At 62.1% G+C, this 22,882-nt stretch carries 16 protein-coding genes; 8 read left to right on the top strand and 8 right to left on the bottom strand.

Annotation, left to right across the window (positions count from 1 at the left end):
* Positions 1-6 precede the first annotated feature (6 nt).
* Positions 7-618 (top strand): imidazole glycerol phosphate synthase subunit HisH, encoded by a 612-nt coding sequence (gene hisH / locus VGY55_23785; GenBank protein HEV2973008.1) that lies wholly within the window; start codon positions 7-9, stop codon positions 616-618.
* A gap of 23 nt (positions 619-641) precedes the next feature.
* Here the strand turns inward: hisH and VGY55_23780 are convergent, their stop codons facing one another.
* The 7 genes from VGY55_23780 to VGY55_23750 all read right to left on the bottom strand — a co-directional run bounded on the left by VGY55_23780 (position 642) and on the right by VGY55_23750 (position 8,668).
* Positions 642-1,109, bottom strand: a complete 468-nt coding sequence (locus VGY55_23780) for a hypothetical protein (GenBank protein HEV2973007.1) — start codon at positions 1,107-1,109, stop codon at positions 642-644.
* Between the two features lie 64 nt (positions 1,110-1,173).
* On the bottom strand, positions 1,174-1,536 hold the full coding sequence (locus tag VGY55_23775) for a hypothetical protein (GenBank protein ID HEV2973006.1): 363 nt from the start codon (positions 1,534-1,536) through the stop codon (positions 1,174-1,176).
* A 278-nt stretch (positions 1,537-1,814) separates the two neighbouring features.
* Positions 1,815-2,603 (bottom strand): lysophospholipid acyltransferase family protein, encoded by a 789-nt coding sequence (locus tag VGY55_23770; GenBank protein ID HEV2973005.1) that lies wholly within the window; start codon positions 2,601-2,603, stop codon positions 1,815-1,817.
* 35 nt (positions 2,604-2,638) lie between these two features.
* Positions 2,639-3,523 (bottom strand): diaminopimelate epimerase, encoded by an 885-nt coding sequence (dapF, locus tag VGY55_23765; protein HEV2973004.1) that lies wholly within the window; start codon positions 3,521-3,523, stop codon positions 2,639-2,641.
* A gap of 100 nt (positions 3,524-3,623) precedes the next feature.
* Positions 3,624-3,962 (bottom strand): hypothetical protein, encoded by a 339-nt coding sequence (locus VGY55_23760; protein HEV2973003.1) that lies wholly within the window; start codon positions 3,960-3,962, stop codon positions 3,624-3,626.
* A gap of 163 nt (positions 3,963-4,125) precedes the next feature.
* A complete protein-coding gene (locus tag VGY55_23755) occupies positions 4,126-7,305 on the bottom strand; it encodes an AsmA-like C-terminal region-containing protein (protein HEV2973002.1) in 3,180 nt (1,059 codons plus the stop codon).
* A gap of 79 nt (positions 7,306-7,384) precedes the next feature.
* On the bottom strand, positions 7,385-8,668 hold the full coding sequence (locus tag VGY55_23750; protein ID HEV2973001.1) for a glycosyltransferase family 39 protein: 1,284 nt from the start codon (positions 8,666-8,668) through the stop codon (positions 7,385-7,387).
* A 443-nt stretch (positions 8,669-9,111) separates the two neighbouring features.
* Between VGY55_23750 and VGY55_23745 the strand changes: the two genes are divergently transcribed.
* Positions 9,112-10,773 (top strand): MFS transporter, encoded by a 1,662-nt coding sequence (locus VGY55_23745; GenBank protein ID HEV2973000.1) that lies wholly within the window; start codon positions 9,112-9,114, stop codon positions 10,771-10,773.
* 42 nt (positions 10,774-10,815) lie between these two features.
* On the opposite strand, the gene tilS is transcribed toward VGY55_23745, so the two are convergent.
* On the bottom strand, positions 10,816-11,823 hold the full coding sequence (gene tilS, locus VGY55_23740; protein HEV2972999.1) for a tRNA lysidine(34) synthetase TilS: 1,008 nt from the start codon (positions 11,821-11,823) through the stop codon (positions 10,816-10,818).
* An 821-nt stretch (positions 11,824-12,644) separates the two neighbouring features.
* Here tilS and rny point away from each other — a divergent pair.
* The 6 genes from rny (at position 12,645) to ligD (ending at position 21,842) form a co-directional block, all read left to right on the top strand.
* Positions 12,645-14,204: a ribonuclease Y gene (gene rny / locus VGY55_23735; GenBank protein HEV2972998.1), complete on the top strand. Its 1,560-nt coding sequence runs from the start codon at positions 12,645-12,647 to the stop codon at positions 14,202-14,204.
* A gap of 112 nt (positions 14,205-14,316) precedes the next feature.
* A complete protein-coding gene (locus VGY55_23730; protein ID HEV2972997.1) occupies positions 14,317-15,177 on the top strand; it encodes a TIGR00282 family metallophosphoesterase in 861 nt (286 codons plus the stop codon).
* A gap of 99 nt (positions 15,178-15,276) precedes the next feature.
* On the top strand, positions 15,277-16,176 hold the full coding sequence (rsmH, locus tag VGY55_23725; GenBank protein ID HEV2972996.1) for a 16S rRNA (cytosine(1402)-N(4))-methyltransferase RsmH: 900 nt from the start codon (positions 15,277-15,279) through the stop codon (positions 16,174-16,176).
* 63 nt (positions 16,177-16,239) lie between these two features.
* On the top strand, positions 16,240-17,925 hold the full coding sequence (locus VGY55_23720) for a LysM peptidoglycan-binding domain-containing protein (protein ID HEV2972995.1): 1,686 nt from the start codon (positions 16,240-16,242) through the stop codon (positions 17,923-17,925).
* Positions 17,926-18,078: 153 nt separating this feature from the next.
* The gene (locus VGY55_23715; GenBank protein ID HEV2972994.1) at positions 18,079-18,945 is read left to right on the top strand and encodes a Ku protein; all 867 of its coding nucleotides are present in this window, start codon (positions 18,079-18,081) and stop codon (positions 18,943-18,945) included.
* Between the two features lie 89 nt (positions 18,946-19,034).
* Positions 19,035-21,842, top strand: a complete 2,808-nt coding sequence (gene ligD, locus VGY55_23710; protein ID HEV2972993.1) for a DNA ligase D — start codon at positions 19,035-19,037, stop codon at positions 21,840-21,842.
* The last annotated feature ends 1,040 nt before the right edge of the window (positions 21,843-22,882 follow it).

Raw genomic sequence — 22,882 nt, 5'->3', positions numbered from 1 at the left:
CCGCCCATGCTCGCGATCATCGACTACCAGATGGGCAATCTTCGCAGCGTCCAAAAGGGATTCGAAAAGGTCGGCCATGCAGCGTTGATCACGAGCGACCCGGCTGATTTGGCCGCAGCCGACAAGATCGTGCTCCCCGGCGTGGGCGCCTTCCCTGATGCGATTGCCGAATTGCGGCGTCGCGGATTGGTCGAACCGATCAAGCAGGCGATCGCCGCCGGAAAACCGTTTTTGGGCATTTGTCTGGGCTTGCAGCTTTTATTTGACTTTGGCTATGAAGGAGGGCGGTTCGAGGGTCTAGGAGTGTTGCCCGGCGAAGTGGTACGGTTCGATCTGCCGGCGGAATACAAAGTTCCGCACATGGGTTGGAACGCCCTGGAGATTCGCCGCCGAGCGCCCATCTTAGCCGGATTGGAAAATGGGGCTCACGCGTACTTCGTGCATTCCTATTACGTCGTGCCGCGGGATCCGGAACTGATCGCCACGCAAACCGATTACGGCGGCCCCTTCTGCTCGATGATCTGGCGCGACAATATCTTCGCCACGCAGTTTCATCCCGAGAAGAGCCAATCCGACGGCCTGCGAATCCTCAAGAACTTTGCCGAGCTGACGGCGTAGCCCGCGACGCGGCCGGCCGCCGATCATTTCGGCTTCTTCACCTTAATCTCCAGCGGTAGATTTGCCGTATCGACTTCGACGGGGGTGGTCGCAAGTTCGCGGTATTCTTTCGGAACGAATCCCTCCACCGGCCGGCCAGTATCATCCTTCGGGATCACGAGCACCTTGTGTTTGCCCGGCAGCAAACCATCGTCGTAGGTGTGGCTGGTCACCACGTCGAATTTGCCGTCGGCAGCCATTACATCGGCCTTACCCTGTGGCGGATAGGTTTTCGCATCGACCGGTTGAGCTGATTCAGTGATGAAGAACAGTGTGATTCGCTTTGCCGGAATCGGCGTGCCGTCGTCATAGGTCACCTTGCCGTTCACTTTCACATAAGCAAATGGATCCCCGGAACCGCCGCAGCCGACAAGCGATCCGACCAGCAGGCACGCGATTAGACAAAGGGAAAAATGGAAGCGATGGACGGTAGTTGGACAGTTCAATAGCATGGGTAACTCCTTGATTATTGGGCGCATTTGGCATGACCGAGGCGCGACGCGGTAAGTTGGCCATCTAACGGGAACCCGCTGATCTCGACGCACCGCCCGCAGGCTTCTTGACCTTGATCTCCCACGGCAATTTCGCCGTATCGACTTCGATTGGGGTCTTAGCCGGGTCGCCATATTCGGGTGGAACGAATCCCTCGATCGGCTGATTCCGGTCGTCCACAACGAACACCAACACCTTGTGCTTACCCGGCAGGATGCCGTCGCCGAAGGTATGGGTTGTGACCGTGTCGAATCGACCGTCGGGGTTGAGCAACGCGCCCGCCATGCGAGCGTGGGTCTTTTCATCGACGGCCGGCGCGTTCTCTGAAATAAACTTCACCTTGATTTCTTCGGGCGCCTTGATCGGCGTGCCGTCGTCGTAGCTCACCTTGCCATACACTTTCACGTAAGAAAACGGTTCGCCTGAGCCGCAACCGGCCGATGACCCGGCCAGAAAGCAAGCACATAGACCAACGGAAACGCGGCAGAGTTTGGCGGCGGCTCGTAAACTCGACGACATGGCAAACTCATGAGAAAACCGCGAGACGGACCGAGCCCGGCCCGTGAATGGCCGCTTGGCGACTCGCCTCAATCGACCAGATTAACGGCTCGCGACCCTTGCTGCAAGGATTTAACCGCGCGAACTGGTGCGGAGCGGCCGAGGTTTCATGCAGCCGGCGGCAGTGCGATCCGCGGGCGTGGGATCGGTTCGGGAAATTCCAGCGACCGAGCGGACGATTCGGAACGGCGCCGCGCAGGTTCGCGGCGGACCGGCGCCTCTTCACGCTTGGCCGTACCGGCTTCGGCCCAGGCCTCCGCTTCGCTGGTAAGGCGGTTCAGGAGCCGCTCCACACCGCCGCGATAGCGCTCGATCGAGTCGCGATCCAGGTCCGGCGGAATCGTAATTGCCGGACCAGTGACCAAACGCGCTCGCGAGCCGGGTCGGGGGAGGGCGAAGCGGTCCCAGGTGCGCATCCGCCAGGGGCGGTCGTAACCCATCCCGGCCGCGACCAAGGGCATCCCCAGCTTCGAGGCCAGATAGATCGGTCCGGGCGCCAGCCTACGGCGCGGCCCACGGGGACCATCCGGCGTAATTGTCAGATTCATTCCGCGACTCTTGCGCAGCAGCTCGCGCAACGCCGTGGCCCCGCCTCGATACGAAGAACCCCGCACACACTTGTATCCCATGTGGTACGCGATGCGGGCCAAATACCCCGCGTCGCGATGCTGACTTAACAGCATCGCCACATTGCAATGTCCGCGAAGATAAAGCGGGCAAAGGATGTATTCGTGCCAAAAGATGTAGATCTTTTGACCGTGGAAGGCCGTTTCGAGTGGATCGGTGTTTGGCTCGTAGGCGGCAAATTTGTATTCGAGCGTGCTCATCCATCCGCGGATGGCGGTGGTGGCCAGCAGCCCCACCACATTGGTCGCAAAGGGATTGGTGATTTTCACTTGGTCGGCTTCCATTCCGAGTTGATGATTTCGTGCTACCAGTCGCCGGAAAAAACTTCGACGGCCGGCCCGGTCATGTACACATGGTTATCGGTGGCGTTCCATTCCAATTGCAGATCGCCCCCCGGCAGGTGCGCGAGTATTTTGCGAGCCGTCCGTTCGGTGAGCACACCGGCCACGCAGACGGCGCTGGCCCCCGTGCCGCAAGCGAGAGTGATGCCGCTGCCGCGCTCCCACGTGCGCATCGTCACCTCGTCGCGCGATTGGATCTGGACGAAATGCACATTGATCCGCTTGGGAAAGATCGGCTGAGTCTCGAGGAACCGTCCCAAAGTCTCCAACGGCACTCCGGCTACTTGTCCGCAATAGATCACCAAATGTGGATTGCCCATTGAAACAGCAGTCATTCGCGGATCGAGCCGACAGTCCACCTCCGACCATTCGCGGTCCAAGCGTAGCGGAATGTACTTATCCAAGGGAAAATCCACTAGCTGTTTTGACCCGATCTCGCGCGGCAAATCAACCGGGATTCGAGCCATATCCAAGATCGGCTCTCCCATATCGACTCGGACCCGCTCGGCGCGACCGTCGACGACTTCGAGATCGAGCGCAAGCACACCGCGGCCCGTTTCAATCTTCAGCGTCGGCTTGCGAGCCAGCCCGTGATCGTAGACGTACTTGGCCACGCAGCGCACGCCATTGCCGCACATCTCCGCTTCCGACCCGTCGGCATTGAACATCCGCATCCGGGCGTCGGCGATATTCGACCGGCAAATCAAGATCAGTCCGTCTCCGCCGACGCCGAAATGCCGATCGGCGATTTTGCGGGCCAGCTCCGGCGGGTCGGCGGGGATTGGTTGGGCAAAGCAATCGACATAAACATAGTCGTTGCCCGCCCCGTGCATCTTGGTGAACCGCATGGCGACAAGTTCCGCGAAATTGCGATTTTCGGACAGGGGATTCTACGGCAATTCGCCGGGCGCGGCAAACCCGCTCGCGTACAGGGGCAGAAGTTCGTTGTCAGCCCGTTAGATCGAGCTGATTGCCGCTGGCGCCGGTGGCGTCTTTGCTGAGCGGCGGAGGTTCGGCGGGAGGCGTTTCGGCGCCTGCCGCGGCCGGTTTCTTTTTGCCGGGAGACTTTTCCCAGATTCGCCGGCCGTCGGCGTCTCGCTCGGCGGCAGCGTGTTCCTCGCCGTCGGTCGCGCCGATCCCGGCCGCGTTTTCGGCCTTGGTCGCGTTGGCGGCTTGGCCGCTTTGCGCGGACGATTCTTGAGCCGCCCGATCGACATCGCTCCCCTGCGACTGCGAAAGCGGAGTGGCCGCGATGCTGCCAAAGAAACCCATCGGTCCGACGCTCATATCGTCACCTTCACCGCCTCGTTCGCGCAACCGTTCCCATCCGGTTAATTCTACGTCGCAAACGGCGACGCCGCTGGCGGCTTCTTTTCACGTAGGCTAAACCGCAAGCATTGCCCTGCCGCCTGCCGAGTGCCGCCTGCCTTCTCCCGACTGCCTCCTTCCTCTACCGCGCCGGCGCCATGGCGCGGGCCTGCGGATAGATCGGCGGTTGCGAGCCCGATTGCATGTTGTCTTGCACTTGCTGCAAGGCCTTGCTGACCCCCGGGAGCACTTCGCGCGTCATCCTCGGATCGGCCAAGGTGCCCGCCACATGGATCAGCAAGATCTGGCGGCTGGCCGCGCCCATCACGGCTTTGAACACCGGCAGCTCCCAATCGCTGCGGCCGACTTGCGAGTGGAAGGTCAAATTGATTGCCGTGTCGAAATTCATCTCGCCGCTCCCCTCCAAGCTGATCGCATCGCCAATGAAAGCGATCTTATTGAAATAGACGTGGTCCCCTTCGATCCGGTAGTCGATCGTGCTCTTGGTGAAGGCGGTGGAATCGGGAGGCTTGACGCTGAGCAGCTTGAGCAGCGACACCATGAACGGCAACTGGTAAATGTCGGCCTGCGTGAGCCGCACCTCTCCGCGTCCAGATAGCGAATGCATGCCGTTCGTGTCACCGCCGAGATCGATGCTGGCCATCACCCGGCCGTCGAGCCTTTGCTTGCCGGGAACGGTTTCGTGCGCGAATCGCTTCAAGTCGGCGTCGGTCAACACAGCTTGCAGCGAATACCGGGGCGTGTCGCCCAGGGCAATCGCGCAGTCGGTCTGCACGAATCCGCCATAAAGTTGGGCCGTCATGCGGTGCGGAGGCTGGCCGGGCTGCGATTGCTCCGCCGCGGAGCCGAAGACCACTCGCTTTTCGTCGACCCAAAAGGGTCCCTGCACTTTCGTGAATTGAAAGTCTTTGAAAGTCAGCGAATCGATGTCCACGAAACCGTGCGAATGGGCCTGCTGTCCGTCGCATTCGCCGATCAAGCGGACATTGCCGTTGATATTCTCGATCCGGATTCCATTGCCGACAATTCCTTGAATGATGTTAAACGGCAAGTTCCAGCCGGCGCGGGTCGGGCTGCCCGGCGTGGCAGAGCCGAAGAACTCCAGCATCCCGTTATTGATGTTGATCGAGCCCGTGGGGTTCAGCGCAACGACGCACTTTTTCAGCCGGCCGGAGAGAGCCTCGATCAAGTCGCGATCGGCTCGCAGATGGTCGACCGAAAGGCGATCGAATCGCAAATGCCAGTTCCCCTGGCGATCGAATTCACAATAGCCGCTGGTTTCGACCGGCCGCCCGGCGTGAACGGCGCGGATTCCTTCGATGTCGATCCGCCCCTCGTGATAGACGAGCGCGCCTTTCAGCCTTTCCAGCTTGTAGGGAAACATGACCGGCTCGATCGAAGTGGTTTCGTCGACCGGCTCCGCGCGGAATTGGATTTCCGGCGTCTTGCTGGCCGTTAGATAGTGCAGCTCCGCCTTCAGATTAATCGCCCCGTGCGGATTGAGCTGCTTCCAAGCCCGCTGAGATTGCGCGTTGAGCGCTTCGCACAAGTCATCTTGCAGCGGCACATTCTGCGCGCCGAAGTTCAATTGCAGCTCCCAGCCGTTGGCGCCGGGATCGTTGCCAACCGGATTGAGAAACCCGTCGCAGGTGATATGGCCGGGGCCGTTCGTGCCCGCCAAGTCTCGGAACGTCCACTGCTTGTCGCTCATCACCAGCGTCCCGCGGATGTTGCTGATCGGGTACGGGAACCTGTCGTATTGCACGCTGCCATGATTGAGCGTCACGGCGAGATACGGCGACATCGGGGCCGCCGGATCGGTGCGGCCATTGCGAAGATAGAAATCGAACGTGCCGCCGGGATGGAGCGAAGTCAGAACCTCGCTCTGTTTCTCCGGCAGCGCGGCAAATAGATTCTGATCGAAGGGGAGATTCTTTCCCTGGATTTCGACTTCGCCCGTGAAATGGTCCCCCGGATTATCGAATTTGCCTGCGACGTCGATCCGCTGGCTGGCGGCGTAGCCGATCAGCTTCAGCGACATGTGATTGTCTTTGAGCGTCATCAGCCCCGAGGTTCGATCGAGGCGGTACGGAAACCGGTAATACGTAAGCGAAACATTCCGGCAGCGAATCGCCAGATCGGGCCGCCAGGAATGGCCGTCGAAGTCCAAGTTCAAATCAGCATCCACTTCGCCGGCTGGCAGGAACTTGCGCCAAGTTGTCAACAACGGCTCCGGCAGAATCCGTTCCCACTGCCGGCCGAGAAGCAAATTCTCAGTATGGGCCGACACGCTGAGCGGGGCGCCGGGCGAAAAGCCATCCATTGTGCCCTTCAGCCACAGAGTGGCCGGGCCATTGCTGGCGGTCAGCTTGTCGATGACGATCCCCCGATTGTCGGCGCGGAAACTGACGGTCAGGTCGGTGAGTGGATTGGGGAGCCGCGGATGATCGAATCGTCCGCCGCTAAGTTCGCCTTGCGCGTCAAACAGCAGGGGGTTTGGCCCAGCCGGATTGTCGCGCACGTGGAAGCCGATTCGGGCCTGTCCGTGAAGCGGCGCGAGCAGGGCCGTTCGTTCGGCCAGGTCGCTGGGCAAAGCATCGCGCAGCTCCGGCGAGACATCCAGCCCGGTGAGCAAGCCGTGAATGTCGAATCCTTTGAATCCGGGGTTGAACATTCCCGCGACTTCGACGTTCTGGAAATGGTCGCCGGCCAGATTCCCGCTGACCTCGATGCTCGGCTCGCCGCCCGGATCGGTTGAGGGGACCGGCTTGGTCTGCAGATTGATGTCGCGGAGCGTGAAGGTGCTGATGGGGTTCTTGAGCGGGTTGAAGAACTCGAGCGTGCCGTTCTCGACCGCGATCGCAATCGGATACTTCGAGAACTTGGGCAGCGGCAGCAGCAGCGCGGCGCTCCAGCTTCCGTCTTGCCGCCGCGTGGCACGCACCATCGGCCGGCGGACGACCGCCCGAGTGAATTTCGGCTCCCCTTGCAGCAGCTCGGGGAGGCTCGTTTGGCAGTACAACATGATCTCGTCGAGATAGGCTAATTCTGCTTGCGGACCGGTGGCCCTCGGGTCGAGCAGAGTCAGCCCGCGGATTTCGATCCCCTCCGGACCAAGTTGGGCCGAGCGCAGGCTGACAATCAGATTCGGATAATGCGCTTGCCATTTGGCCAGCACCTGTTGGCGGATTTCGTCGTTTACGCGGCTGTAGAAATAGAGCGCCAGCCCGACTGCGGCCAACAGCGCAGCGAGCAGCCCCCATTTGAATACGAACCAGCAGGTATTGATCAGGTCTTTCAAAGGGAAGAGGGGCGAGGGGCGAGGGGCGAGGGAAGGAAGAACAAGGTACCGAGCGCAAAAGACAAAGTGTTGGCGACGATTAGCCGCGACCCGCAGGGGAGCGCGTCGCTGCAAGCGGCTGGCGCGCCGCCATCAGCTCGCTCAAAACACCAGCCGCCAGCACGATCATCGCGATCATCGCTGGTTCGCGGTAGCGGATCGAGCCGACGAAGATCATGTGCAGTAGCGCGAAATAGGGAGCGGGAAGCCAACACAGGACGTAAGGCCAGCCGCGCTTCGAGAACCTCACGGCGCCCCACAGGCCCAAGAGCAGGAGCGGCAGGTAGGTCGCCGCGACGGCCAGGCGCAGCGGCCAGGCCCGCAAACCCGGTTCGTTCGGCCAGATGTTCCAGGTGCGGACGAACTTGATGCCCGCTAGTTCCAGCGCCCGGCTTGGATCCCGGTCCGCAAAGCCGACCGCTGATTCCAGCATTTGTCGATCGAGGCGGTATTCGAACGAATCGTTCCGCGGCGCGCCGCCGGCGGCAGCTTCGGACTTTCGCTGCTGCTGTGTGAATTGCTCGACAAACGCCATGTCGCTGCTGCCGTCGGCGCGGGGATTCAACCCGTCGTAGAGGCTGGCGCCGACTTGCAGCGTTGTCGGCACGAAGTGTCCCGTGATGCGATAGTTGCGAATCCACCAGGGCGTCATCGTTGCAGCCAAGGCGGCGAGCATCGCCGCGCCCAAGATCAAATGCCGCTTTTGCTGTTTCGAGGTCATCGCAACCGCGAGTGCTAGCGGCGTAAAAAGCAGCCAGCTCGGGCGCGTGAGTGTGGCCAACCCCGCCACGACCCCGGCCGCCAGCGCCAAGCCGATCGCTCGCTTTCGAGACTCGCTGCGCCAGGCCGTCCCCCACAGCGCAAGCTGGGCGAGCATCAGCGGCGTAAACGGCGCTTCGCTGAGCACGAGCGCGCCTTGGGCAATTGCGCCTGGATAGATTGCCGCCAACCCCGCGGCGATGAGTGCGGCCCGCCGGTCGAATAGGTTTCGCGCCAGCCAATAAACACCTCCCACGGCGACGGTGCTTAACACCGCGCTCGCAGCGAATGCCAAGCCCGCCGGCGGCTCGTCTCCGCAAATCCAAAACAGCGGCGCCAGCAGCAGCGGATAACCGGGCGTGCGAAACACATCGGCATCGCCGTATCGGTATGGTTTCCCATCGGCGATCGCCCGCCCCAGCGCCCAGTAGCTCTCGCTATCCCCAAACCCGAACTTCTCGCCCGGCGGCAACCGGCCCTGCCACCACGCGCCGGCCGCCAATCGCAGCGCGAGCGCCGCGGCCAGAATCAACAGCAGCACAAGGTTCGGCCGCCAGCGGCGCATGGATCACCGAGCCGATAATCCGGCAAAATAGGGGGGTATGGTAGTCGGGTTACGGTTGCCGGGTCAAGGCGGGTTCGGCCGCGGCAGAAGCGAACGAAGCGAACTAAATGCGGTCCTTTTGGCGTTGACGCTTAGCTTTCGGCAACTCTTGGCAACGTTACAACAAGGGCACAATGGGTCGCCTTTTTCCGACATGCTGCCTAGCGCATCGCGACTCCGGGAAACCGCCCGAATTCGCCCGTTTTCCTTGGTTTACATCTTTGCGGCGGCTTGTATACTCAGAACCAGCGTAAATCCGGATCGCGCCGTCAACCGCCATTCAGGCTGATTTCACAGGCAATCGGGGGACGATTCCGTCCTCTTGCGGAGCGTCAATCTTTCCGCGTTACGTCAACTCATTCTCATCCTTCCCACCAACTTTCTCAATCAGGCGGAGCCCATTCATGAGCGCGAGCAGTCTGAATCCAGGTCTCGGGCAGAACTCAGGTGCGATTGCACCCAACGCGATGCGCCTGTTAATTGCCGGCTTCATGGCGATTCTTGCTGCCGGTGTGGGCTTCGCGATTCGCGGCGGGATTTTTGACGACTGGGTCAAGGCCTTCAATTTTACGCAGCTCGAGGTCGGACTGATTAACGGCGCCGGCTTCACCGGATTCTGTTTTGGCATCATCATTGGTGGGATGATCGTCGATAGAATCGGCTACGGAAAACTGGTGGCCGTGGCTTTTCTCCTTCACGTTGTGTCGGCCTTGGTTACGTTCGGCGCCACGGATGGCATGGCGCCCAAGACCGCCTTTGTTTTTCTTTGGACCGGCACGTTCCTGTTCGCGGTCGCCAATGGAACATTGGAGGGAGTGGCCAATCCATTGGTGGCCACGTTGTTCCCGAATAACCGCACGCACTATCTCAACATATTGCACGCTTCGTGGCCGGCCGGTTTAGTATTGGGCGGGTTCATTCACACGGGCCTCGCCGACCTCAATTGGAAAGTGCAGTTGGGGTGCTTTCTTATCCCGGCAGTGCTCTATGGAGCGATGTTTCTCGGTCAACATTTCCCCAAGTCGGAGGCGTCTGCGAAGGGACTTAGTCTTGGCCAGATGCTCCGCGACGTGGGCATCCTCGGCGCCGCCGTGATCGGCCTGTTTGTGTTTCTGTTTGTCAAGGACGGCCTTGGTCCATTGCTGAATGGGTTTGTCGGCGGCGGTTTCTTTGCCGGACAGACTTGGTTCTACGTCTCGGCAATATGTGGCGGCGCCGTGATGTTGTCGTTCGCCGGAGCGAGTCGGTGGACGATCGGCGCGCCGCTGTTGTGTGTGTTGTTCATCACGCACGCGCTGGTGGGTGCCGTCGAGCTGGGAACGGACGGCTGGATTCAAAATATTGAGGACGCGATTCTCACCAAGGGAGACGGCACGAAGCTGTTCATTTACACGTCAGCGCTGATGTTTGGGCTGCGATTCTGCGGCCATTTCATCGAACACAAGCTGGGGCTCAAACCGGTCGGGATTCTCTTCGTCTGTGCGATCCTGGCGTGCGTCGGATTGAACCTAGTGAGCCATGTGACGACCTTTATTGGCGCCCTCGCGGCCTTGACCGTGTATGCCGTGGGAAAGACGTTTTTTTGGCCCACGATGTTGGCCGTGGCCTCGGATCAATTTCCACGCTGCGGTGCAATTGCAATTTCCATCATGGGAGGATTGGGAATGATGTCCGCTGGCTTGGTCGGCTCGCCAGGCTTGGGATATGCGAAGGACCGCTTTGCCGGTGAGAATCTGAGCAAGGCAAATCAGGCGATTTATTCCGAATTCAAGGCCAAAGAGCCTAGCAAATGGCTTGTGTTCGAGGAGGTCTACGGCATCGATGGCCAGAAGCTCGAGGCGGCTCGCGCCGTTGAGCCAACCAAACGCACACCCGATCAAACCGCAGTCGTCGATGCCTATGTTGATGCCAATCGCCAGACGCTGCGTGTCGATTCGATAATCCCCGCAACAATGGCTGGCATTTATCTTCTGATGTTTCTTTACTTCCAGAGCATCGGCGGTTACAAAGCGTTGCACGTTGGCGATGAAATCACCGGAGGAATTGCCGGGCCAATGGAGGCGTAGCGATGCTGCGCGCGGACCTTCGGCAAATCTGAATCGTCGAAATCACGACAGGCGAGCGAGCGAAAGCCGCTCGCCTGTTTTTTGCGCGGCGATTCGGCCTGGCAAGATGCGCTGCGGCGCCTGCCGCGAGGGGTGGAGCGCCATTTCCGCCAGTGCGTCCCATTCGGCGAAGCCCATCGCTTGCTGCGGCCAGCCGCGGTCGCGCCAGATCGCAACGAACAGCTCGCGCACCAAATGGCGATTCGTTCGCGTCAATGCGCCGCAATTGATGACGACTTGCTCGGGCGAGGCCGGGGGTAACAGGGCGGCATCGAGTAGTTCTTCGACTTCCGCGTCGACGATCCGCTGCGCCTCGCGAGCCGTCTCGGCCAACCGCAGAAGTGCGCCGATCACGTCCGGGTTGTACTCCGCCAGGCGGGGCAGTAGATCGTGGCGAATGCGATTGCGGGTGAATGCGGGATTCCCGTTGGTCACGTCCTCATGAAACGGTTGCCCCAGTTCGGCCAAATAATCGCGAATCTCCGCGCGGCGGATATCGAGCAACGGCCGGATCAGCGTGACCGCCGCGCCGAGCGGCCGCGCTCGGCGCATCCCGGCCATGCCGGCGACTCCGGTGCCGCGCAGGATGCGGTGCAGAATCGTTTCAGCCTGGTCGTCGGCCGTGTGAGCCGTAACCACGTAGCGTGCGCCGATCCGCTCGGCGGTAGCTTGCAAGAAGGCGTAGCGCTGCGATCGGGCGGCCGCCTCCAATCCGTCCCCTTGGGAAGCGGCGGCTTCGGCGACGCTCCCTTCGCCCAGTTCGCAAGCCAATTCCAGCCGCGCTGCCAAACTGGCGACGAATCGGGCCTCGTCCGCTGCGGCCGGCCGCAGCCGGTGGTTGAAATGGGCCACGGCGAGCCGGCCGGTCCCTGCCGTCTTCAAAGCCGCCAGCGCCCCGACGAGCCCAACACTATCCGCACCACCCGAAACTGCTGCCAGAACCGTCAGGTCCTGCCAAGCATCGGGCGGCCACGAGGCGGCAAGGCGAGTTTCGAGCGCTGGGCGGGGCATGAGAGTAAATCCTATCCAAACGGCCTACCCAAACCAGCCACGACTAGCGCCAGCCCCCCAATCGGGAGGGACGACAGAAAACGGTTTGCAGATTGCCAAGACTCTGTTACCATTGGGTGTGCGCCGAACCGGCTCGCTTTTCATGGGAAGGGCGCGGTTCGACCGGCGAGTGAATGTTACCAGTGTTTCGGGTGTCTTCGGCGACGAACGCGATGAGCGTGCCGAGGCGCAACCCGGCGATTTTCGACCGAATTCGTATTTGGTAGTTCAACCCCGACCGAGCGGGCGGCCGTAAGATGATGAATCTGCTGATTTTCATCTGGCGTATTCTGTTGGGCTTCGCGCCCGGCAGCGCTGCCCGTGTGACGTGCGTGCGGCAAACGCGGCGGGAGCCATCCCGCGGCAGTTGGCGGCTCGTTCTGAGCTTGGCACCGCTTCGCCTTGGTTGGATGCAAGTTGCTCCTGTTTGCAGATCGGGCGCGCGGCCTCCTTCGGGATCGCGCGCCAGTTTGGCGTTGGGTGATCGCTGGCGCGGCAAGCGCGCTCCGCGGCGCGGCGCCCTGCGCCGAGATTGATGAGTTGCGCGGCCGTTCGTCTTGTCGAGCGGCTGGCGGGAGCGGGTTGGTTCTATCGATGTTTAGCGGCCGAGGCCGGCAAGCGCCGTCCCGTGAGCGGGACTTAATCTGGCGCGTCTTTTCTCTTCGTTGCCCGGCCCCGGTTGGCCCGCGACGGTCTAGTCGTTTAGGCGGTCGTCGCGCGCGGCTTGCGCGGCCCGGACGAGATGCCCGTATCCATTTCCGCCTGAAGAGAGGAATGATGCCGTGGATTCGGGACAGATTCTGACCATCATCGTTTCGGCCCTGGTGGCCGCGATGTTGACGTTTGTGCTGGTTAAAATGCTCGACCGTCTGCGTCGCCGCGACGCCGAGACCGAGGCCCGCACGATTATGGAAAAGGCCGAGCGCGAAGCGGCTAACTATAAGCGGGAAGCCGAGTTGGTCATGAAGGAGGCGGCCATTCAACAGAAGGCCGCCGACGAGCATGAATTGGGGCAGCTCCGTCAGGAGCTGCACGAGCGCGAGCGATTGCTCGACAAGCGCCAAGACGCCGTCGAGCAGCAGTCGGAAGGCGTCCGCAAGCAGGAGCGAATGGTCGAAAGCAACCAGCGCAAGCTGGCCGAGCGGATCGAAGACATCAATCGACGCAACGAGGAACTCACCAAGCTGCTCGACCTCCAGCGGCAAACGCTCCATCAGCTAAGCGGGCTAAGCCGCGACGACGCCACGACGCGGCTGCTCGAAATGCTCGACCAAGAGTTGCAAAACGAGCAGGGCGCGCTAATCGTCAAGGCCGAGCGGCGCCTGGCCGAGATCGTCGAAACAAAAACCCGCGAAATCCTGCTCACGTCGATCCATCGTTATGCCGCGGCCCACACCGCCGAGACGACCACCAGCACCGTCGATATCCCCAGCGACGAAATGAAGGGCCGGATCATCGGCCGCGAGGGGCGCAACATCCGGGCCTTCGAGAAGGCGACTGGAGTGGACGTGATCATCGACGACACGCCGGGCGTCGTGATCGTCAGCGGCTTCGACCCGGTCCGCCGCGAAGTGGCCCGCATGGCGCTGAACAAGCTGATCGCCGACGGCCGGATTCATCCCACGCGGATCGAGGAAGTCGTCGGGCAAACGCAAGGGGAGATGGAGCAACATATCCAGAAATACGGCGAAGAAGCGGTGCAGGAGACCGACGTGCCGCGGCTGCACCCGAAGATCATTCATCTCTTGGGCCGGCTGCGATTTCGAACTAGCTATAGCCAGAACGTGCTCAGGCATTCGATCGAGGTGGCCTATTTGGCCGGGATGCTGGCCGAAGAAATCGGCCTGGATGGAACGCTCGCCCGCCGCTGCGGCCTGTTGCACGATATCGGCAAGGCCGCCGATCACGAGGCTGAGGGTGGGCATCCCAAGATCGGGGCTGAACTATTGAAGCGTTACGGCGAGGGTCCGGAGGTCGTCCACGCCGCGCTCGGCCACCACGACGACATTCGCGTCGATCATCCCTATACGGTGCTGGTCGCCGCCGCCGACGCCTGCAGTGCATCGCGCCCCGGCGCGCGCCGCGAGACGCTCGAGCGCTACATCAAGCGGATGGAGGAACTCGAATCGATCGCTCGCGGCTTCCCCGGAGTCGAGCAAGCTTACGCGATTCAGGCGGGTCGCGAGCTGCGCGTGATCGCCAGCGCCCGCGACACGACCGACAACTCGGCGGCCAAGATTTGCCGCGACATTGCCCAAGCCTTCGAGCAGCAGTTGACCTATCCGGGTGAGATCAAGGTGACCGTGCTTCGAGAGACGCGAGTGACGGAAATGGCGAGATAGTCGGAGGCCAGAGGTCGGAAGTCGGAAGTCGGAATTTAGCCCCGCCGCTTGCGGCGGGATGGGCGCGCTCGTCTCGCTCGCCGGCAAAAAAAATGGTACTGGAGCGACAGCGGTGCGGATTCTCCTGATTGGCGATATCGTCGGCAAGCCGGGGCGGCAAATCATCGTTCGCGCGCTGCGGGGCCTGATCGCTCGCGAGGGCCTCGATCTCGTGGTGGCGAACGCCGAAAACGCCGCCGGCGGCTCCGGCATCACGCCGGCCATCTATCACGAGCTGGTCGCGGCCGGCGTCGATGCAATCACGCTCGGCGACCATATCTATCGCCGCGCCGAAATCGAATCGATCCTTCGCAGCAAGCCGAACATCGTCAAACCGGCGAATTTTCCCCCGGAGGCGCCGGGGCGCGAGTTGGCCGTCGTCGCCGCGCGGAGCGGCGAGCGCGTCGCCGTGATCAGCCTGCTGGGTCGAGTCTTCATGCGGCCGGTCGATTGCCCGTTCAAGGCGGCCGATCGGGTGCTCGCCGCGCTGGAGGCCGACGTGCGCGTGCAAGTCGTCGATTTTCATGCCGAGGCCACGAGCGACAAGCAATTGCTCGGCCGCTATCTGGATGGCCGAGTGAGCGCCGTCCTGGGAACGCACACCCACGTTCCCACGGCCGACGAGCAGGTCTTGCCGGGCGGGACGGCCTTTCAATGCGACGTGGGCATGACTGGTCCCTACGATAGCATCCTCGGCCGGCGGGTCGATCGGGTGCTGGAAACCACGCTCACCTTCAATCCCACCCATTTTGAGGTCGCCACGGGCGATGTGCGTCTGTCGGGAAGCATTGTTGACGTGGATCCATCCACGGGCCGCGCCACCGCCATCCGCCGTCTCCTGCTGACCGCCGCGGAAGCCGAAATGCTTGCGGCCAATGGATTGGGGCCAGAGGCGAAGAGTCGGGAGGTCGTGGCAAGCGACGAGTTTGTCTAAAACTCTTCTTGCCTGACGGGGCCAAAATCGGGTACATACTCCCCCGCGAGCGCTCGTGCCGAACGAGGCGCTCGCCCAACCGGATCGCGGCGGCCATTTGTGACGGCTTCCCAGCATCAGTCCGTCTTGCTGGAAGAGGTGATCCATTGGCTCGCGCCTCAGCCGGGGCACGTGATTGTCGATGGCACTCTGGGGGGTGGAGGACATACTCGGGCACTGGTCGAGCGCATTGGCGGCGCGGGATTGGTCATTGCCCTCGACCGGGACCCCGCGGCCATTGAGCGGGCAGCCAAGGATTTAGCCGGATTGCCGATCAAGCTGGCGCAGAGCAATTTTTGTGAATTGCCGGAAGTGTTGCAGGAAATTGAAATGGCCGCCGTCGATGGGATCATCCTCGACCTTGGCCTGTCGAGCGACCAACTCGCCGATCGGGAGCGCGGATTCAGCTTCAATGCCGATGGCCCACTCGATCTGCGGTTCGATCCGACGGAGGGAGAACCGGCCTCGCGGCTGGTGAATCGCTTGAGCGCGGGACATTTGGCGGAAATCATTTTTCAGTTTGGCGAGGAACGATTCAGCCGGCGAATCGCGCAGGCGATTGTCGAGCAACGCCGCGAGCATCCGATCCGCACCTCGGGAGAATTGGCCGATCTGATCCGCCGCGCCGTGCCATCGGTCCCACGCGGCCAGCGGGAGCGAATCGATCCGGCCACGCGAACCTTCCAAGCCCTGCGAATCGCCGTGAACGATGAACTGAATTCGCTGGAGATTGCTTTGCGGCGGTTGCCGGATTGTCTAGAGCCTGGGGGACGACTGGCGATCATTAGCTTTCACTCATTGGAGGACCGCCGGGTCAAGCAAGCGTTTCGCGACGATCCGCGCTACCGCGTGCTGACTCGCAAACCGATCCGGCCGACGGAAGCGGAAATGGCCCGCAACCCGCGCAGCCGCAGCGCAAAGATGCGCGTGGCCGAGAAGATAGTGGCAAGTGGCAAGTGACAAGTCCTGGCCGCTGGCCCCCCGGCCTCCGGCCTCTGGTTTCGCCTCAAGGAGGAGGCTGCTATGCAAAAAATCGGCAAGGAAGTCAAAATTGGGCTGGCCGTCATCGGCGTGCTGCTGGTGGCCTTCGGCTACGTGCTCGTCAAGCGGTTGATGCACCCCGGCGACCCCGCCATCGCGGCGGCGACGGAGGGATCATCTCCGGCCGATTCGGCTGCGGCGACCAATACTTCGCGGACCGCGTCGGAAAAGCCGACGGTGATTGCGGCGACGGATTCCGATCGCCCCGCCGAAATTGCCGCCGCCGAATCGAAGCGATCGGCCTGGACGATCCGCTCAGACCGAAGCCCGGAGGCATCCGATGCCAAACGGGCCGAACCGGCAGCCACTTCCAAGAACCCATTCGCGACGACGGCTCGTGAGGCTGCCGCATCGCCCGATGCGCATACCGGATCGCTTTTCCCGCGCGATGAAAATACGTCCGCCGGCGCAACTCGACCTGACGAGTCCCGACTGCACAGCCCCGACGGTACGCATCGCGACCGTCAGGCCTTGGGCGGCGCGATGCAAGCCAGCGATAGCGCACCGATTGCGGCGGCCTCAGCCGATCAAGGGGCGGGGGCCGAACCGCGGTCGATCTTCGCGAAATCGGCGAACGACCGAGCCGCGGCAGACCAACGTGCCGCGGACGACAAATCGCTCGCCGGAGACAAGCCGGCCGCCGCGGATTCATTCCCGCGACGCTCCGCCGATGCCGCCCCTGTCGTCGATCCATTCCCGCGACACTCCGCCGATGTTGCGCCGCCATCCAATCCCTTCAATCGCCGCACCGCCGACGCGAGCCCGCCGGCCGATCCATTTCCGCGACGGTCGATGGATGTTAGCGCCACTGGATCGCCCGGCGCTGAACGATCGGTCTCCGATCGACCACATGAATTTCCCAACGCGCTGACACCGGTGGAAAACCCTGGACTGAAATCGCCCGGCATGAACGATTCGGCAGCCGACTCACGCAATCCATTGCGGCATCCCGGGGACGCGGATTCTCAGCCCGCTGCCGCAACGGACTCCGGCAACCGCTTTCCGAGCCAGAGTCGTTTTAGCCAAGCGGATTCCGGGGCGGCGGCCCCTGCGGTTCCGCTGCGCGACGGCGGCGCCTTCGATAGGAACAACCGGCTCGAGCCGGGCACCGCCGCCGAGCTAACGCCCCCGCGCCCGTTCGTCGCCAACGATGCGCCACAGTCCCCCGTCGCGGATACGGCTTCCGCCAAGCCCGGCCAATATGTCGTTCAGCCAAACGACAACTACTGGACGATCTCGGAAAGGGTCTACGGCACCGGCGGATACTTCAAAGCGATCTTCGAGCAGAATCGCCCCAAGCACCCGAATGCCGAGCGGCTGCAGGTCGGCGAGGTTTTGTCCGTCCCTGATCCGGCCGTGCTGCAAAAGAATTATCCCGATCTCTGCCCGAAGCCAGGCCATGCTGCGGCGCCGCAGCGCACGATGCCGGCCAGCGCGCGAATGCGCCCCGGAACGCGCGTCTATGTGGTCGAAGAAGGGGACACGCTATTCGAAATCGCCCGCCACCAGCTCGGCAAGCCGTCACGCTGGGGCGAAATCTATCAACTCAATCGCGAGGCGCTCGGTAGCGATTTCGACTATCTGAAGCCCGGCACCGAATTGCTGATCCCCGGCGACGGCCGCCCCGATCCGATCGCCCGCCAACCGGGCGGAACCCTCTCGCAATAGGCCAGTTGCCAGCAGATGGCACATCCTTTGCTAGCATTAGGCAGACGCCCAGTTTGGTATTACGCGTCTGACTTTCTGCCTTCTCCGCTGACCGTTGCGCTGCCAGCGCAATGAAGTCGTCGGGGCGAGGATGCTTCACGAAGGAGATCCACCATGGCGCTGCGCTCCAGTTGGCAGGGTCATCTGCGGCTGAGTTTGGTGACCGTTCCCGTTCAGGCGATCAACGCCGTCACCGCCGACGGCGAGGGGCGCGTCCACCTGCGGCAATTGCATGCGGCCTGCCGCTCGCCGATCCGTTATCAAAAGGTCTGCCCAATCCACGGCGAAGTCGGCAACGACGAGATCGTCATGGGCTACGAAGAGGAAAAAGGCAAGTTTGTCATTATCGAGAAGGAAGAGCTGCACGAGCTGCGCGAGAAATCGGACAAAGCGATCGATATCGACACTTTCACACGGCCCGACCAGATCGATCCGATGCAGTTCGAAGGGCGGACATATTATCTCGTCCCGGACGGCTCGATCGGAAACAAGCCCTACGCGGTTCTTTTGCGGGCGCTTGCCGCGAATAATTGTTTTGGCATCGGCTTGGCACATCTCTGGGGGCGCGAACGGCTAGTGCTGATTCGTGCCGCGGACGGACTGCTGGCGATGGAGATGCTGCACTTTCAAAGTGAATTCCGCGAGCAAGCCGCGATCACCGCCGAATTGCACTTACCGACCGTGACTAAAGAGGAATTGCGGCTGGCGAGCAAGTTGATCGACGTCGCGACCGCGCAGAGGTTTGACCTCGCGAAGTACGAGGACGCGTACGCCGGCCGCTTGAAGGAATTGATTGAAAGCAAACGCGGGGAAAAACAGATCGCCACCCCCGAAGCAGCGGACGAGTCGCCGGTGATTAACCTCATGGATGCGCTGCGGCGCAGCGTGGCCAAGACGCGGCAGCCGGTTCATCATGCGGCCCGCTGTCCGCGACGCGCCAAATCCACCCGGCGATCCTCCTCGCGGCGACGCGCGAGTTGATCGTCAGCCGGCGCCGCGGCACGAGAAGCGTCGGGGACTGTCCCCCTCTCCGCGGAAGGTTCTTCGATCAGCTCGAAATAGGGTTTGCCATGACGCTTGTCGAATACCGCCGCAAGCGCGATTTTCGCAAGACGCCCGAGCCGGTCGGCAAAAAGAAGCCGCGGGGCGGCCGATTTTTGTACGTCGTGCAAAAACACGCTGCCTCGCATCTGCACTACGACTTCTGGCTGCAAATCGGCGATGTCCTGAAAAGCTGGGCCGTGCCGAAAGGACCGAGTCTCGATCCGCACGACAAGCGGCTGGCGATCGAAGTCGAGGACCATCCGATCGCTTACGGCTCATTCGAAGGAATCATTCCTGAAGGCGAATATGGCGGCGGCACCGTGCTGCTCTGGGACCGCGGCCGATGGAATCCGCTGGAAGACCCCGAGGCTGGCTATGCGGCGGGGAAGCTGAAGTTCGAATTGGAGGGCGAAAAGCTCCGCGGCGGCTGGGCACTCGTGCGGCGCTCTGGAGGCGGCTCATCGAGCAAGCAGCCCTGGTTTCTCATCAAGCATCGCGACGACGAAGCCCGCGACAAGGATGAGTTCGATGTTACGGCCGATGCGCCGCGAAGCGTGGTCAGCGGCCGCGATCTGGATGAGATTGCCGCGGATCGCGATCGAGTCTGGAGAGAAGACGGCGATCATGCGCCACGGCAAAGTGCGGCGGAAACGAGCGCGCTGAAACAAGTAGCCTCCAACCGCGCACCACGGCGGAGCGCGAAGGCCACATCCCACGACGAGCGCGCGCGCGGACCAATTCCCGCGACGATCGTTCCGGAACTGGCCACGCTCATCAAAAAGCCGCCTTCGGGCGACAGTTGGTTCCATGAGATCAAGTTCGACGGCTATCGAATCATATGCCATGTCGCCAAGAATCGGGTGCGTTTTCAAACCCGCAACGAACAGGACTGGACCTCCAAGCTGCCCGAATTAGCTGCCGCCGTTCGTCGGCTCAAGTTGCGGCAGGCGATCTTCGACGGCGAGATCGTGGCGCTCGATGAGCGCGGCGTCAGTCAGTTTCAGCTTTTGCAGAATGCCTTTCGCGAGTCGCCCGGCAAAATCATCTATCACGTTTTCGACCTCCTGTTCTTGAACGGCGACGACCTTCGCCGCCTGCCGCTCGCGGAGCGGAAGGAATTGCTCGCTTCGTTGCACTTGCCGACCGATCGCGGCCCGCTTCGGCTCACCGAGCACGTCGTCGGCGACGGCGAGGCGTTTCTGGCAGCGGCGCGCCATGCGGCGCTCGAAGGGATCATCTCCAAGCGCCGTGATCGGCCCTATGTGTCCGGCCGAACCGCCGATTGGCTCAAGAGCAAGACGCATCAGAATGCCGAGTTTGTAATCGGCGGATTCACCGACCCCACCGGGAGCCGTCAAGAGTTCGGCGCGCTGTTGGTCGGCTATCATGACGAGCGGGGCCGGTTGAAATACAGCGGTCGCGTCGGCACGGGATTCGCCGATGAAACACTGCGCGACGTTGCCCGGCGACTGAAACCCTTGCGGCAAGAACAATCCCCATTCTCCGACTTCCCCGAGCGCGGCGAGCGGATCAAGGGAGTGCATTGGGTGCGTCCCGAGCTGGTGGCTCAGATCGAGTTCAGCAATTGGACGAAGGACCAGCGATTGCGTCATCCGTCGTTTCAAGGCCTGCGCGAGGACAAACCGGCGGCGGAAGTAACGCGAGAAATCGCCAAGAGCCTATCCGAGAACCGCCGGGGACTGTCCCCTTTTGTGGCGGGCACCATCGCTTCGATGGTCGCGGAACAAAAGGGGACTGTCCCCTTCTCCTCAGGCGGTTCTCGGATAGTCTCCAATTCGGCGGCAAGCTCTTCGACAAACGGCGATTTACCGCCGGCTCGTCCAAGGAAAGCGAAGTCGCAAGTTCAGTCGAATGGCGCTGGTGGACAAGATGTCGTCGTCGCGGGCGTCCATGTTACCCATCCCGACAAGCTGCTCTATCCGGACGATGGGATCACCAAGCGCGAGTTGGCGGAATACTATCTTGCATGCGCCGAGCGAATTTTGCCGCACGTCGTCGGGCGGCCGCTCACGATCGTGCGCTGCCCCAACGGCGTCGACGGCACGCGTTTCCTGCAAAAACATCCGGGCGCGGGCGCGCCGAAAGCGCTACGGCGAGTCCGCCTTCGGGAGAAGGAAGGCATGGCGGAGTATTGCGTGGTTGAAGATGTCGGCGGCCTGGTGGCGCTCGCGCAGATCGCTGCCCTGGAAATCCATGTCTGGGGTTCGCGAATCGACGCCATCGAAAAGCCCGACCGGCTGGTCTTCGATCTCGATCCGGCGCCGGATGTCGCGTGGCCGGCCGTGGTCGCGGCGGCCCAGGAGTTGCGCGAATTTCTCAACGAGCTGAAGCTGGAAAGCTTCGTGAAAACGAGCGGAGGCAAGGGGCTGCACCTGGTCGTGCCGATTGCACGGCGGCAGCCGTGGCCCTTCGTTGATCGTTTCTCCCGGCTCGTGGCGCTGGCAGTCGAACGCGCGGCGCCGACGCGTTATCTCGCGACGATGTCAAAAAAAGCCCGGACCGGAAGAATCTACATCGACTATCTGCGCAATCAGCGAGGCGCCACGGCAGTGGCCGCCTATTCCACGCGTGCCAAATCGGGAGCGGCGATCTCGCTACCCCTCTCCTGGCGCGAGCTGCCGCGCACCAAGAGTTCCACCCAGTTCCACCTGCGCGACGTTCTCAAGCGCCTCGCCACCGACCGCGCCGACCCCTGGCCGGGCTTCGCTGATTTGCGGCAATCCATCCGGTCCGACGCCGTCCGAACGCTCGAAAGCCACGGATTCGGATTGGCGCCGAGGCCGTTCTCTACACAGGTTGCGCGGAAACTGTAGGGAACTCCCTCCGCGGCGTTCCGTCCCTCCGCGGTAGCAAATTGATCCGCGGCCGCGGAGACTCGATAGATCGCCACTGGCAGCGCGAGCCGCGGATCGGCCAGATCGAGCTTGTACATGATTTGGTTGTAGTCGTAGCGTGGCGTCGGATGCGTATTGCCGGAAAACAGCGTGGCATAAGTTCCCTCGAAGAAGATCACCCGGCCATCCTCCTTGTCGAACATCGGATCTTGCTTTGGATTGTAAAAGCTATAGCGGTCGTGCGTGACAATCTTGCGGGCGTACGCCCAGGGGCCAACCGGCGTGTCGGCCTCCGCATACCAGATTTCTCCCAGCGGCGATGTGCCTCCGGCTTCCTGCGCGATCATGATCCACCGCCGGCGATAGCGGTTCCAATACACGGAACCCGCGTGGGCGAAAACCGACTTGCCGCTCTCCGCGTCTTGAAGCTGCAACAGGGCCTCCGCGGATTTAAGCCGCCCGGCCGCGATCAGGCGAGTCTGCTCTTTCGGGCCGACCGGCGCGGTGTTCTTCTTCCAACTGTATCGCAGCGATCCGTCCGAGCGGCGATCGAGTTCGTTCTGCTCCGGCCGCGTTCCCAGTTTGAGGCAAGTGAAACCTTCGTAGCTGGCTAGGTCCTTGATCGCAGCGGCGTCGGCTCGCACGCGAAGCAATGGATAGGGAGTCGCGAAGTAAATGTACTCCTTGCCCCCGTCGGCATGGTGAAACGGGCTGCCGCCGGGATGAAACGGAGAATCAAGCGGAAACGTGGCGACCTTTTCAAACTGCTCGCGCTTGGGATTGAATTCCGCCAGCCCGCGTTCGTATGGCGTCAACTCGCCGCGAATCTTGGCATACGCGGCAAACATCCGTTCGTGGCCGGAGTCGTCCTTGAGCGTTACGAGTCCGTCGATCCAGGTCGGACCCGGCCCCGGCATCGGCGCCATGCCGCGCACGAAGCCGTCGTCTCGCGTGAAATATTTGAGATCGACGCCGCGCTCGGGATCCAAGCCACCCCGATCGGGCAAGATCGACGTCGC

The sequence above is a fragment of the Pirellulales bacterium genome (genome assembly GCA_035939775.1).
GTDB lineage: Bacteria > Planctomycetota > Planctomycetia > Pirellulales > DATAWG01 > DASZFO01.
Note: the sequence above shows the minus strand (reverse complement) of the source record. Positions and strands in the feature narration are given on the sequence as shown.